The sequence below is a fragment of the Methylovulum psychrotolerans genome, assembly GCF_002209385.1.
Taxonomy (GTDB): domain Bacteria; phylum Pseudomonadota; class Gammaproteobacteria; order Methylococcales; family Methylomonadaceae; genus Methylovulum; species Methylovulum psychrotolerans.
This window is the reverse complement of the sequence record NZ_CP022129.1, coordinates 951,451-964,628: the sequence shown is the minus strand read 5'-3', so window position 1 is coordinate 964,628 and position 13,178 is coordinate 951,451. Positions and strand designations below refer to the sequence as shown.

Genomic DNA, 13,178 nt, shown 5'->3' with positions numbered 1-13,178 from the left:
GCAACAGAAACGGCTGGGATTTTCAACAGGAAACTGAGAAAGTCGCTTAACGGTTATCGAAATCTGATAGCAAGGAAGTGCTATTGGCAGCCATTGCCCTGTCATCATAGTCACCATGGCGGCGCGACATAGTTCATTTAATCCCCTATTAAACCTCAAATCGGTAAAACTTTACCGATTTGAGGCGATACAGAACCCGGCCAAAAACAGACCGGTTCAGCAACAGCGATTAAAGCCCACTTAAAAATTACCCCCCTTATGGCAATCAAAACACGTCACCTTATCCCCGACGGTATAATTTTTAGTGCCGAACTCGGTGACGAATACCCGGTTAGCAGCCACTTTGCCTAAGGGCGAGCCTTTTAAATCCAAACCGTGGCAGGCTTGACAAGCTTTAGCGTTCTTTTCATAAAAATCGCCATGACCGCCATTAACCCATTTCTTATCATTCACATTGTGCATACCGTGCGGGCCGTTTAAGGTCAAACCCAAGCTGCCGTTGGTATGGCAGGTGGTACACTCCGCTAACGTCCCTGTATGGCCTTGCGCCAGCACGGCAGGGATATTGTCGTTAGGATGTTTGGCATCGCCCGGCCAAATCGCATGGGTGCTATTGTGGCAATTTTCACATAAGACATTACCGTGGCCTTTACTGAAACGGTACAAGGTAGCTGTTTGTTCGGCAAAGCGTTTATTACTGGCGAGCCGGGGTGAAGCCGCCGGATCGGCCAAATCGAAAGCAAAATACTGGCGCAACCCATCCGCCGAAGTGCTGGCGGTAACAGGCAAGTGGTTGACGGCATCGCCAGTATGGCAAGATTGGCAACGCGGTAAATCCACCCACGGACGGCGGCTGCCACTATCGTTAGTACCATCTAAAGAACCGCCGGGTTTCAGCGGATAATGCCCACCAGTGGCCTGCATATTGCCGTGGCAGTTTTGGCAAGTGACATTCTGGGTCATCGCCCCGCGCAAACACCGGGTGTCACTACCCGGATGGCATTGGTAACAGCTTTCCTTGCTGGACGCAGGGATTTTGCCGCCTACCAGCACTGGCTTATCAGGTAACGCCACACCATTTAACACCATTTTAGCGGCATGATTATCGTGCATAACCGCCGACATCGTGCGGTGCCGTTTTTGTTCGGCACTTTGCCCTGATCCGGTCAGGTCGAGGGCGGGGGAATAATGGCAAGCCGCGCATAATACTGGCTTGGCGACTTCTAACGCGGTCGCAAACTTAAAATCGTGCAGTTTGAGGACGTTTTCCCGATACTGGACGCTGGGGTTAGGGTCAAACGACCATGTTACCGTAGGATATTTACCCGGCATAGCGGCGCTGGCGTTGGTGGCATGGCAATTTTTACAGGTCGTCTCATCGGAAACGGGCAACACCACCTTGGTGGTAGCCCCCACAAAAGCGGCATGGGTTTTGGCGTTGCTGACCTGGAGTTGCAGCATAGGATAAAAATTCTTATTGCCCTGATCGTCAATCGGCAAAATTGGCACCCCCACCGCCTTAAAAACGCTTTGGCTAGTGTTCCAAGAAAACGTTCTGTCGGCGCGGGTTTTGGCATCTTTAGGCAGCGTCAAGCCAAAAATACCCTTGCCTTCCGGCAGGTTTAAACCGTAGGCCTGCTGATATGTCCAAAAATTGGTTTTCGGCACACCGTATTTATCCAACCACGAGCTGTTAATGGAACCGTGCGCATCGGCGGTGGCGGCATACGTCAGCTCCACACCATCGGCGGCGGTCAACACCGAAGGGTGGCCTAGCGCGTCGATACCGATCACCTGCGCTTGCACAACATTAAACGGCGGCAAAATGGTAAAGGTCGAAAAATCGTCATCAACACAGTGCATCCCTAAATCATTAGCGGCAAACACTTTGTATTGCTGGATTGTGGCACTGTGGGCTAACCCGCTGATGAGCAACCACATCAGAGAGATAAGGGCCGGATAGTTGATCTTAATCATAAATAAGGTTCCTCGGTGAGAACAGGGGGGCTGGCCATCTATTAGATTATTTTAATTTTCTTATATAGTATAGCAGACTTACCTTATTCATTATAGTTTGCAGGGTTAATTTTGTAAGTGGGCAATCCGCTTAAATTTCCAGTGCTTAGGGAAGCAAAGTTATTAAACCCTACCCGCTAAGTACCCCACCACCCTAACAGGCTTACTTACCCGCTATTTTATTGCCCTCAAACAAACGTCTTACATCAGATCAAAGCTACTGCTCCATTCCGATCAACAAGTTGGTACAGGATTATTATTCGGCACATTCAAACATCGAGACAGCATGAATCATCATTGAGCAATCCTAAAACCGTTTAACTAGCACCAAGAACTCTTTTAACCGCACTATCGAGCTGTTCGCCGCTGGGTAAATTTGGCCCTGAAATAAAGCGTTGTGAAAACTCGTCCAAGGAAAAACGCATGTTGCGTTTTATTTGCAAAGTACGCTGTTCACCGTGTTTTTTAAAAGGCGATAACTCGTATGTATGGATGGTAAGGACATCTTTGCCGCCTTCCTTGAGCAGGGGAATGTCTTGACCAATAATATCCTCAAACTTTCGGTAAACAATATCTGGCACCACAAAATAAAGGCCTGATTTGACAAGATTTGAACGCGAATACATAGTGCCTTTTCTAATGATCTGTGGAATAAGCCGTTTATGGACATTAGCCCAATTCATCCCGTGCTGGGAGCTTGGAATACTCAAGGCGGTTTCAGAAAGATTTTTATATGAATGCCAAGAATCGCGGTAATTCCCTGTGATGTCGATGCTTTGGACTTCTACCCCTGTGTATTCAACAAGCACCCCATCCTCGACTCTTGCAAGAACCCAATCCATTGCAAGGCTAGTACCGATTTTCACTTCTTTCCCTGAGTTTTGCCCCAGAGCAACAATACAATTTTTCGCACTTTCTCTAACGGGAATAAATTGCTCATACAGTAGAAATGGCAAGTTTTTGTCAAAAACTTCGCTAGCGACGGTTCTGAGCACTGCATAATTATTTTCATAAAGCCGATTAGGACAAATGACACAATCCCCGTAAGGGGAAGAAACACTGCATGTCCCGTAAATTATTGAGCTGTCATGATTCGCTTTTGTACACTGCCTGTTAATAAACGGACAAGCCGATAGGTGCCAAAGACTACGGCACTGTGACGTTAGATCATCGGGCGCATAGCCAAATATCTCAACCAAATCTTTTTTAGGCCGTGTAATCACGCAATGTCTCCAAGCATTTTTATAATCTCATCCCCTATAGCCTTGCCCAGCAACGGAGGAACCGCGTTCCCAATTTGTTCATATTGTTGGGTGATACTTCCAGAAAATCGATAGCTATCTGGAAAAGATTGTATTCTTGCGGCTTCGCGTACAGAAATGACCCGATTCTGGGTCGGATGAAAAAAACTCCCCCAGTGTGGATCGCATTTTGTCAGCACTGTCGAACACAATGCCTCTGGATGCAGACGGCCATAACGCTTAGTATGGTCACTTCTTCTTGCCCGTTTTAAGCCGTTAGGCAAAAGATCATGGGGGATATCCCGCCAACTTCCACCTTGAGGAATGTGTTTAAGCCGCTCAAGATTGACCTCTGCCAGTCTGGCACAATAATGGGCGGTCAATTGTTCACAGCCATTGCGCAGATAGGTTTGATAAGCATTTTGTGGAGGACAAGTGTACCCATCAGGGCTGGTTATTTGGTTATTGGCAATTTCAGGCAGATCTGACAATGCATCCCAAACATTGACTTGTGGCTTTAAATTGGGATAAAAAAGCGGTGGCGTTGAAATACACAGTTCTTTGGCTCCGGTGAAATTTGCCACAGCTTTTGCGGCAAACTCAGGTTCAGGAAACACAATCTCCCCTTGGTATCCTCTTATGCCAATAAATACCGTACGGAAACGCATTTGCGGAATGCCATAATGACCGGCAAAAAGAATTTTATGGTTTACCTTATATCCTAACATTTCCAGTTCGGCGTATATTTGCTGTACCACCGTCCCCTTACCGATGGACACTATACCCGGAACATTTTCTATCAATACCGCTTTGGGTTTTAGCGCAGCAACCACCCGAAGAAAATCTTTAAACAAATGGTTTCTCGCATCGTCAAGCGTGCGGATAGGCGCATTGATAGAAAAACCCTGGCAAGGTGGGCCACCAGCGACAAGATCAATTTCACCTTCCTCCACCCCCAATAACTTTTTAATATTGGCTTCGCAAACTTGGCGTACATCACCCACCATCATTTGGGTTTCTGGGTGGTTAAGTTGGTAGGTTTCTGCGTACTGAGGCGCAAGCTCGTTGGCAAGAAGGGGGTTAAAGCCCGATTGTTTTAGGCCACATGATAGTCCGCCTGCACCAGCGAATAAGTCAACGCTTTTCATATTAATCTCAAATTGTCGTAATTTTTCATAAGGGTACTTTGCTACCCGCTTTTTTGACACGATAACCCTAGGTTCGCTAACTTTAAAAAATTAAATTTAACGGTCTGTATTGTTAACGGCCGAAATTTACGGGCTTTTTGATTTTGTAGGCATATTTCCGGTCAGGAAGAGCCAAGAAATGCGGTCGTGGTTTTCAATAGGAAACTGAAAGAGGCTTAAAGCTTATCAATGTGGCCAATTTCTTCACCTGATGGAGCCTAGGATTTTAAGGAGGCGGGTTTATCCTCTTATTAAGCCCATGCCGCGCCTCCACAGGCGGACAAGCATCCCGCCCGCCATCCACACAGCCCGTGGCTAAAATAGCCTGCCCCAGCATCTGCACCACCGGAACAGACACGCTGTTGCCGATTAACTTCATCCACCGGCTCCGTGATGCCGGCAATTCAAAATGCTTAGGGAAGCCTTGGATCAGGCACGCTTCTTCCTTGGATATTTTCCTATATAACTGCTTATGGAAAATCTGCGCCAAAAACGCTTGCTTATACGCGTGGTCGTTATCGGCCTCCACATCTTTTAAGGCCACAAAATCATTGCTGTCACTCGCCACCAAGGTAGGGAACGCCTCGGATTTAGGCAAGAAAATCCGGTTAACCCCTGCAATGCCCGTACTGATTTTGGTGTACCTAAATTCATACCTGATTTCGGAACAGACCAGCACCTGTTTGGCGACCAGACGCGTGAGGATTTTTTCAAAGGGGATACGCGCTTTTTTTAAATCCCGGCAATCTTTTAAGGCATCCAAACTGATTGCCCCAGCCACCGCTTGCTGTAACACCTGTTGCTCAGCGGCATCCAGCACCTGCTTATGAGGCAAAACCGTATAGGTATAGTCAACGGTTTTGAAAATGCCCAAAGCCACCAATGCCACCAATTCTTCTTCTTGAATCGTGCTGTCCAGTTGCTGAAAATGCGCCAGCGACAAAGGGTTGCCGTCCAATCTGCCATACGTCCGTTTGCGGCGGTTCTTTAACAGCAAGTAACAAATCTGTTGCTGCCTATCGGTGGTCGCCTGTAAATCCCACGAGTGGATAGTCGTCGGGCCATTACGGATATCGTTGAACAAGAAAAAATCATTCATGCCGTTGGTCTTCCGGTCGCGTTTTTTATCCGCCGGAGCATCACCAAAAATATCCGCCGTTTCCCCGACACGGCTACTGGCAGAGCGTACCGCCTGGCAATCTTGCAGGACATCCAACAATGTTAACGTACTTTTTTGCGGGGGCGGTAAGCGGAAAGCCGCCAACTGCGCCGCGTCTAAAAAACCGATGATATACACCCGCACCCGATCTTGCGGCACCTCGTAATCGGCGGAGTTTAAAACGAAATGGCGGGCGAAATAACCCGCTTGGTTAATGCGCTGCAATATATACGCTAAAGCGTCATGGTTACGCGGGTCAGCCAAGCCTTTAACGTTTTCAAAAATAAACGCCTTAGGGCGGGCTTGGTTCAGCAGATACAGGGTGTCATTCCATAACTGCCCCCGATCATCATCAAAGCCTAAATTTTTGCCCGCAATAGACCAGCTCTGGCAAGGTACGCCCGCCGTTAAAATATCATGGGCGGGCAAACGCTTAATTTGCGTAATGTCGCCCAAATTAACCGTGGCGGCTTCGTTAAAATTGCCGCAATAGGTGTTAATGGCATCGGCGTGTATTTCGCTAAAACCGACACACCGCCCGCCCAACTGGCTTAACGCCAAGCGGAAACCGCCGATGCCGGCAAATAAATCTATAAACGTAAAAGGTTTTTTCGTTAGGGTCATTACAATAACAGCTTATTTGCACAAACAATCTTCCGCCTCTACCCTGCGAAGACAAGACCCTATCCAGTAAAGCAATAAGATCGGCAGTGTGTTAGGGTTAAGATTTACCAGCATTTTGCAGCCAGCTTCGGATAGGGCTATTATAACGTAGGCCACCACCTAAACACTGAACAAACCGCTCCAGCCCAAGTCATAGCCTTATCCGCCCAGCCCCCATCTTAATTATAGGATACTATCTTGACCCCACTACCCCAGTCATTTGCCTGTCCTAGCCCAGCCACGGCATTGTTTGCCGACTTAAGCCGTTTTGCCAAACTGACGCGGGTCAGCACCCAGCGTGGGCAAACCCGTTATTACGATAGCTTCGATTGGCGCTTATACCAAAAAGGTATCTGCTGCGAGCTAACGCAAACCAAAACCGCCGCGTGGCTGACCTTAAGCCAATACATAGACGGACAAACCCTTGCACGCGCCGACTTAACGCCGCCCGACAACACCGCGCCGCTGTTTACCGAACACTGCCCCGCCAGCCTGCGCCCTTTGCTAGAACCTATCCTGTCCATGCGGGCCTTACTCAATATTGGCCAAATAGCCTGCCAATGCCATCAGACCACCGTCATCGATACGGAGGACAAAGTGCTGGTGCGGCTAGTATTAGAAGAATATCAGGACGGCCTTAGCCGCTTGTGGGTCGCGCCCTTAAAAGGTTATGAGAAAGCCGCCCGGCAGTTCGTCGGCCTACTCACCAACCAACTGCACTTGCTGCCTTACCACGCCGGACTCTTGCCCGAACGCTTAACCTGCCAACCGGGCAGTTATACCGGCAAGCTAGACTTAGCCTTAAACCCCGCCATGCGGGCCGACACCGCCTGCAAAGACATCTACCGCCAACTGCACGGCATCATCAGCGCCAATGAGCAGGGCATTATTCACCGCACCGACAGCGAATTTTTACATGATTTCCGGGTTGCCGTGCGCAAAACCCGCGCGGGTATAAGCCAACTCAACAGGGTATTGCCAAAGCGGATTAGCCGCCATTATGCGGGCTTTTTTGCCGAACTGGGGCGGGCGACCAGCCCGGTGCGGGATATGGACGTGTACTTGCTCGATTTTGACGGCTATAAAAATGCCCTGCCCTTGGCCATCCGTGCCGACCTAGAACCGTTGCGGGCGTTTTTGCTGACCCAGCAAGCGCACTGGCAACAAGAACTGGCGACGACCTTAGCCTCAACTGCCTATACCCACACCTTAACCGACTGGGCGCAATTCCTGCAACAACCCACCCCGCAAGCATTACAGGCCACCCATCCCGATGCCCACCGCCCCATCAAACAGGTCGCCGACCAACGTATCGGCAAGCTCTACCACCGCGCCTTACGCGAAGGTAAAACTATCCGCCGGGGCTCGCCCGCCGACAACTTCCACACCTTACGGAAAACCTGCAAGAAACTCCGCTACCTCATGGAATTCTTCCAAACCCTCTACCCTACCCCTTTATTTAAGGATCTGTTAAAAAAGTTAAAAAACCTGCAAGCCATACTCGGCACCATCCAAGACTGCCAAGTACAGGCCGATTATATCCGACAATTTCAGGCCGAACCCTTTCCGGCACCGACCCAGCTGGCGCTGACGGCACTCCTGCAACTATTGGCGGAGCGCGACGAGCAGGCGCGGGCCGCCTTTACCGACACCTTTGCCGAATTTACACACTGCGACCAACGGCAGCTATTAGCCAAGCACTGAACCTAGTACCGCCTTCCATGACCGACCGCATCAGCCCCGAAGCCCGTTCCCGCACCATGGCGGCGATCCGCAGCAAAAACACCCGGCCTGAACAGTGGGTGCGTTCGGCCTTACATCGGCAAGGTTTCCGCTTCCGCCTGCACAGCAAAACCCTACCCGGCTCGCCGGATCTGGTGTTGCGCAAATACCATGCCGTGGTGTTTATCAACGGCTGTTTTTGGCACCAGCATGAGGGCTGTAAAGGCGGGCATATCCCGGCGACCCGAGCGGAATTTTGGGCGCAAAAATTTGCGCGTAACACCGCCCGCGACCAAAAAGTCCTCTACCAACTGAAAGTGCTGGGCTGGCGGGCGGCCATCGTTTGGGAATGCGGCCTGAAAAAACGCGGCCGCGAAGACACTTTACGGCATTTGGTGGCTTGGCTGGGCAGTAGCGCGGAATATTTTGAAATGCCGGTTTACGACGAATTTAGCGACTTATAAACAGCTAAAGCAGCCGGGGGTTTATTGTCATAATTTTGAACGATTTGGTAAGTTATGCTGTTGGAGCCAGCCCTAAAACCCCTTGCCGAGGAGTGCCACCATGACCCGATAAAAGCCCCTGTAGCCGTACAACCCGTCATTTTAACCCGCCGTTATTAGGCTTGTTGAGGACTTCCCGATAGCGGTCTCAGTCAATAATAACTATAAAAATCATGAGTAAACTAATTGATAATACCCACAACCGATATAGGGAGAATATCGAGCGTTTGTTAATCGGTACGGACATTGTTTTTAATGGCGACAGGCCGTGGGACATCCGCGTTTATAACGCCGAATTGTACCAACGTATCCTGACCCAAGGCTCTTTAGGCTTGGGCGAGGCGTATATGGACGAATGGTGGGATTGCCACCAGCTAGACGAGCTGTTCAACAAAATCTGCCAAGCACAATTGGAGAACAAAGTCATTGTCGACCCGCAAACCTTTATCAATCGGGTCTTGGGCTGCCTGAACAACCACCAAAGCCGCCAGCGGGCGCCGGAGCATATCAAATGGCATTACGACATTGGCAATGACCTGTACCAAGCCATGCTCGATAAGCGCCTGACCTATAGCTGCGGCTATTGGCCTAAAGCGAAAAACCTCGACGAGGCGCAAGAGCATAAGTTTGATCTGATTTGCCGGAAACTCAACTTGCAGCCCGGACAAAAAATCCTTGATATTGGCTGCGGCTGGGGCAGTTTTATGAAGTTTGCCGTCGAGCATTATCGGGTGTCTTGTGTCGGGGTCACCTTATCGGCGGAACAGGTCGCCTTAGGCAAGCTCTTGTGCAAAGATTTGCCTATCGACATCCGCTTAGCCGATTACCGCGAGTTGGACGAGACCTTTGACCATGTCATTTCCATCGGCATGTTTGAGCATGTCGGCTATAAAAATTATGCCGAGTATATGAAAGTCGCCAACCGCTGCCTGAAAGACGGCGGGCTATTTTTGCTGCACACCATCGGCAGCAGCAAGTCACGGATTAGCGTCGATGCCTGGATGGGTAAGTATATCTTCCCCGGCAGCATGTTACCCTCGCTAAAGCAAATCAGCAAAGCCGCTGAAGGCCAGTTCGTCATTGAGGATGTGCATAATTTCGGCGCCGATTACGACAAGACCCTGATGGCATGGTTCGCCAACTTCGCCGACAACTGGCAAATGATCATCGCCAACTACGACCACCGCTTCTATCTGATGTGGAAATACTACCTGCTGTCCTGCGCGGGTGCGTTCCGGGCGCGTGACAACCAGCTTTGGCAACTGGTCTTAGCCAAAACCGGTGTGCCTGGGGGGTATACGTCAGTACGTTAGTCAAGTTTTCGGTTTTTAGGATTAACCGTTCGGCCTGAGCTTGTCGAAGGCTGGACGGTTAATCCTCACTTGCACCGCCTATTGATGATGCATTGAAACTACGGCTTTCAAAATTGACGGGGTATAGCAAAAGCACCCGTTCTAAGTGCCGCTTTAAAACGCTACCTGAACCCGTGAAAACACGGCTTGCTCGGTCGTCCGGTCTGCATTGCCGGCAGCCCCACCGATAAACACGGTCTCTTCATAATTGGTCATCAGTTTCAGGTTGTCGTTTAAGTACCAGTTGAGCCCTAATGCCCACGATTGGGCGTTTCTGACAGAACTGCTTAAGCTGGCGAAGGAATAAGGGTTGGCCACTGAGCCGATGTTTTGGAACGTCGACTTGTCGATATTCAGCTCAGACCATCGTGCGGCCAATTGCCAAGCTCCCCAAGAACCCGCTGCCGGATCAAAGCGCTTGTTGGGTTTAATGGCAAAAAAGCTATTGTTTTCGCCCGTCAGCATATAAGACACATTGAAATGCCAAGCCTCGTTGTTTTGTATCACATGTTTATTGAGTCCGGCACTATACAGGTTTTGCGATGACAAGACGTATTCCCCCAGCATACCAAAGGTTTTCCAGTACCAATACATTTGCGGGTAAATCCGGTACTGTTCGCCAGATGCAGTGGCAGTGCTGTTATAGCTTAAAATGGTTTGCTGCCCACCACTAACTAGCGATGAGAGGGGATTATTTTGCGGTTGCCCCCAAGTACCTGCCACACCCATGCCTAAGCCTTCAAAAGCCGTGCCGCTATGCATAAAGGGGTGCGAAAACAAACGCGCGGCAACTTCTTTATTGTTATCCGTCTCTTTATCGGAATTTTGCACCGCTTGGTTATCACGGACACCATTAAATACCCCGACTTCATAACCGATAAACTCCTTAAAAACCGGTTGCGGTGTATATTGCGCTTTATAGCCAGGAGACGCAAAAGCCCCATGCAACATAAACCCTACATCACGGTTAGGGGCTAACTCAGTAGGAAAAGCGCGTTCGATAAAGGTCAGATTGGTCGCACTTTGCATCCGTTCCAAGCTGACGGGTTGGCGGAATTTACCGGCCATCAGGCTGGCGGCAGTGAAATAGTGCAAATCGACAAAGGCATCAAATAGGCGTATTTCACCTTTTGAGCCGGGAACCAAATCGGGTGAGATGCGGAAATCGACATTTTTAAACAACGTGCCGTCAAACGTTAACCGCGCCCTACGGATCAGAAACTTATCAAATTCGCCCGCAGACACCGGCGCATCATCGGCATAAAAATTACTGTCAGCTTGGGCATAGCCACGGATATTTAGCTTGTAATTTTCATCGGCGGATTTCAAGACCACACCTTTATTGGACACCTCGATTTTAGGGGCTTTTTTGGCCTGTTCATCGGCGGCTTTTTTGTCGGTTTCAAGACGTTGGCTAATGACGGACAGCTTGTCTTCCAGTTGTTTGACAGGGGCGGCTTGGACAGGTTGGGCTTGTCCGGCCAGATAGCTTTTCAGTTGTTGGTTTTCGGCTTCGGCGTGTTTTAATTGGCTTTCCATCTGCGCCATTTTCTTTTCCATCGCCGCCATCCGTTGCTCCACGCTCATGGCTTGGCTGGTATTGGCAAAACCGATGGCACCGAAAGTCCCCATTGTCAGCCATAATGCCGATTTGTTAAGCATTTGAAGTATCTCCAAGAATGATAAATATTGAATATAATTGGTAATTCACTAAAGCGTATTGACGTTTATTATCTCAGCCAAATGATGATCGAAATAAAATACAAGAGGCTTATAGAATTTTTATTTTTTTGTCAAAACACGAGAAATCCCTGTAGTAAAATTTTATTTTATTTGAAGAATCGTAATTGCCCTATCTCCTTTAATAACGTATAAAAACTTAAACAAAGCATAAACAGGGGAAAAAATATCTCAGAAAAATGTCCAGTTAAAGCCGGGGATTTTAATATTTTATAGGGCGGCTTCGATCCGTACGAATGCACGGTAGGTCTGTGTTTTAAATCCGCTGGCTTCTTGTTATTGTTGTTGAGCTTTTCATGATGAAATAAATTCAGTTATTAAAAGCGTATTCATTTCATCATTCTCAATAAAAGCAATGCCAACGCCTATAGGATACTCATTTTGCTGTGTTCCGATATAAGTGACGTAGCAACGCATGAGTAGAGATTTATTGTTGGCATTCAAGGATAATTCACCTTCTTGGAATAAATTGTCTTCGGTGATGGTCGGCTCAATTGTGGCCAGATATGCGCCGCCCAAACTCATATTGATGGCCACACCTTTATGTTCAATGCCATCCAGTACCAATATATAGTCCGCATTAATCGAAAAGCGGGGGTATTTGCGCCTATCGGTAGTTTCACGGCCATCGTTACAACTTATTGCTGTTTTCATAAATGCTTATAGATTAATTCAAGCCAGTTTATTTTCAATAAACAAGCGCTTATTCGCCCGAGCCATCACCATCAGCATAGAAAAAATGACAATAATCGCGTCTATTGATATGATAATTAAGGTAAAAATGGTGCCGGTCAATCCCATAGGCGAGACAGTTGGCAGCGCATCATTTTGAACAAATTCAACAGCGGTCATACCCGTATAATGCATACCACAAACAGCCACCCCCATTACCAAGGCACTAACGACTATTTGCCATAGTCGTTTGACGTGTACGGCCAACCATAGCGCCACAATCGCAGCTACCACGGCAATGCCTGTGGATACCGCTATAATGGACGTGTCCCATTTAGTATCCGCCTGCATCTGCATGGACAACATGCCCGTATAGTGCATGGCCGCGACGCCTAAACCCACTAAAAATCCGGCCATGATCAGTTTCAAAAAACCAAATTTTCCTATAGCCATAATGGTCAAACCGCAATATACCACCCCCACACCGACGACAAACGATAAAGCGGTAAGCCACCAGTTATAGTTCATTGCCATACCGTTCATATTGTAGGCCAACATGCCGATGAAATGCATAGACCAGATACCGACACCGCCTAAACATAACGCAGAAACCCATATCATACTGCTACGGCTATTAGGTTCGTCATGTAGCGCATCGCGCACGGCGATCAAGGCCATCAACGATCCGATAACGGCAACAATATATGAAACAAAAACCAAATAAACATTAAAATTACTCATATTTACACCTATAGTGTTAGTTGGTACGCAAAATTCGTGGATTAAAAAACAGGTAACCACCGCCTTCAGCAACAGCTAAACGCTTATAAACGCCTTTCACCCCATAAGTCTTTTCCCATCGTTAGCAACAATTTCTACAAGCAAATCTAAAAACACAACCAATATCGTGTATTTTAAACAGT

10 protein-coding genes are annotated in these 13,178 nt (G+C 48.4%); 3 read left to right on the top strand and 7 right to left on the bottom strand.

What is annotated here, in order from left to right:
* Positions 1-240 precede the first annotated feature (240 nt).
* The 4 genes from CEK71_RS04170 to CEK71_RS04155 all read right to left on the bottom strand — a co-directional run bounded on the left by CEK71_RS04170 (position 241) and on the right by CEK71_RS04155 (position 6,227).
* On the bottom strand, positions 241-1,977 hold the full coding sequence (locus CEK71_RS04170) for a cell surface receptor IPT/TIG domain-containing protein (RefSeq protein WP_088618207.1): 1,737 nt from the start codon (positions 1,975-1,977) through the stop codon (positions 241-243).
* Between the two features lie 356 nt (positions 1,978-2,333).
* Complete coding sequence (locus tag CEK71_RS04165) at positions 2,334-3,239, bottom strand: NotI family restriction endonuclease (RefSeq protein ID WP_198328460.1); 906 nt, start codon at positions 3,237-3,239, stop codon at positions 2,334-2,336.
* Positions 3,236-4,405, bottom strand: coding sequence for a DNA cytosine methyltransferase (locus tag CEK71_RS04160; protein ID WP_088621497.1), 1,170 nt, complete (start codon positions 4,403-4,405; stop codon positions 3,236-3,238). Before CEK71_RS04160 ends, CEK71_RS04165 begins: the two co-directional genes overlap by 4 nt.
* Positions 4,406-4,670: 265 nt before the next feature.
* Positions 4,671-6,227, bottom strand: a complete 1,557-nt coding sequence (locus CEK71_RS04155) for a DNA cytosine methyltransferase (protein WP_088618206.1) — start codon at positions 6,225-6,227, stop codon at positions 4,671-4,673.
* Between the two features lie 237 nt (positions 6,228-6,464).
* On the opposite strand from CEK71_RS04155, the gene CEK71_RS04150 reads away from it, so the two are divergent.
* The 3 genes from CEK71_RS04150 (at position 6,465) to cfa (ending at position 9,804) form a co-directional block, all read left to right on the top strand.
* Positions 6,465-7,970 carry a CHAD domain-containing protein gene (locus tag CEK71_RS04150; RefSeq protein WP_157678975.1) on the top strand — a complete coding sequence of 502 codons (1,506 nt, stop codon included), beginning with the start codon at positions 6,465-6,467 and terminating at the stop codon, positions 7,968-7,970.
* 17 nt (positions 7,971-7,987) lie between these two features.
* Positions 7,988-8,452 carry a very short patch repair endonuclease gene (locus CEK71_RS04145; RefSeq protein WP_088618204.1) on the top strand — a complete coding sequence of 155 codons (465 nt, stop codon included), beginning with the start codon at positions 7,988-7,990 and terminating at the stop codon, positions 8,450-8,452.
* A gap of 212 nt (positions 8,453-8,664) precedes the next feature.
* Positions 8,665-9,804, top strand: a complete 1,140-nt coding sequence (cfa, locus tag CEK71_RS04140) for a cyclopropane fatty acyl phospholipid synthase (RefSeq protein WP_088618203.1) — start codon at positions 8,665-8,667, stop codon at positions 9,802-9,804.
* Between the two features lie 153 nt (positions 9,805-9,957).
* On the opposite strand, the gene CEK71_RS04135 is transcribed toward cfa, so the two are convergent.
* The 3 genes from CEK71_RS04135 to CEK71_RS04125 form a co-directional block, all read right to left on the bottom strand.
* On the bottom strand, positions 9,958-11,505 hold the full coding sequence (locus tag CEK71_RS04135; protein ID WP_088618202.1) for a carbohydrate porin: 1,548 nt from the start codon (positions 11,503-11,505) through the stop codon (positions 9,958-9,960).
* A gap of 372 nt (positions 11,506-11,877) precedes the next feature.
* Entirely contained in the window at positions 11,878-12,237 is a 360-nt protein-coding gene (locus CEK71_RS04130) for a PilZ domain-containing protein (RefSeq protein ID WP_088618201.1), read from the bottom strand.
* A gap of 18 nt (positions 12,238-12,255) precedes the next feature.
* On the bottom strand, positions 12,256-12,996 hold the full coding sequence (locus CEK71_RS04125) for an MHYT domain-containing protein (protein WP_088618200.1): 741 nt from the start codon (positions 12,994-12,996) through the stop codon (positions 12,256-12,258).
* Between the last annotated feature and the right edge of the window lie 182 nt (positions 12,997-13,178).

What these genes read in the sequence shown, in the direction of transcription:
- CEK71_RS04170 (WP_088618207.1), bottom strand. Translation starts at nt 1,977, where the DNA reads ATGATTAAGATCAACTATCCGGCCCTTATCTCTCTGATGTGGTTGCTC.
- CEK71_RS04160 (WP_088621497.1), bottom strand. Translation starts at nt 4,405, where the DNA reads ATGAAAAGCGTTGACTTATTCGCTGGTGCAGGCGGACTATCATGTGGC.
- CEK71_RS04155 (WP_088618206.1), bottom strand. Translation starts at nt 6,227, where the DNA reads ATGACCCTAACGAAAAAACCTTTTACGTTTATAGATTTATTTGCCGGC.
- CEK71_RS04145 (WP_088618204.1), top strand. Translation starts at nt 7,988, where the DNA reads ATGACCGACCGCATCAGCCCCGAAGCCCGTTCCCGCACCATGGCGGCG.
- cfa (WP_088618203.1), top strand. Translation starts at nt 8,665, where the DNA reads ATGAGTAAACTAATTGATAATACCCACAACCGATATAGGGAGAATATC.
- CEK71_RS04135 (WP_088618202.1), bottom strand. Translation starts at nt 11,505, where the DNA reads ATGCTTAACAAATCGGCATTATGGCTGACAATGGGGACTTTCGGTGCC.
- CEK71_RS04130 (WP_088618201.1), bottom strand. Translation starts at nt 12,237, where the DNA reads ATGAAAACAGCAATAAGTTGTAACGATGGCCGTGAAACTACCGATAGG.
- CEK71_RS04125 (WP_088618200.1), bottom strand. Translation starts at nt 12,996, where the DNA reads ATGAGTAATTTTAATGTTTATTTGGTTTTTGTTTCATATATTGTTGCC.